The sequence below is a fragment of the Heliomicrobium gestii genome (genome assembly GCF_009877435.1).
GTDB classification, from domain to species: domain Bacteria; phylum Bacillota; class Desulfitobacteriia; order Heliobacteriales; family Heliobacteriaceae; genus Heliomicrobium; species Heliomicrobium gestii.
In genome coordinates this window covers 1-469 of sequence record NZ_WXEX01000046.1, presented here as the reverse complement: position 1 = coordinate 469, position 469 = coordinate 1, and the positions used below count along the sequence as shown (strand labels likewise).

The following is a 469-nucleotide window of genomic DNA, read 5'->3' as shown; positions in this document are numbered from 1 at the left end:
CGGGCATCGATTTCGGAAACCAGCACCTGTTCGAGAAATGCCAGATAAGGAAGATCCGCGGTTGTGGCTTCGTTGGCCATGGGCGCAAGCTGTTCGCTGCGCTGATGAAAATGGCACTGTTGCAATAGGTCATCCAGTTGTCGGCCTGCGCGCATGGTCATGCTCCTTTGAGGCAACGGGTATAGTCGCCGATCTCTCGCCGGGCGGCTTGGCCTTGCAAATGCTTCAGCCGAGCGGTCGCTGCGAGGACTTCAGTGGTCGAAGCGACCGTCGCAGCGGGTGTTGGGTGGTTGGGCGTTGCGTTCATCTGGAGGCTGGACAGTGTCTCGCGGAGCTTTTGCACGCTATAGCGCTGCACCTCATTGCACTGCTGGATCGCGGCAAGCAGGGTATCGGCAGTCGCTTCGCCAGCCAGCCGTTCCAATGCCTGAATCTGATCGCGAAAGTACCGGCTGTTCGTTTTGCGAAC

At 58.8% G+C, this 469-nt stretch carries 1 protein-coding gene; it reads right to left on the bottom strand.

Going from position 1 to position 469, the window contains the following annotated elements; all coding sequences use genetic code 11:
• Positions 1-157: 157 nt before the first annotated feature.
• A partial coding sequence (locus GTO89_RS16975) for a hypothetical protein (RefSeq protein WP_161263255.1) occupies positions 158-469 on the bottom strand: 312 nt, incomplete at its 5' end.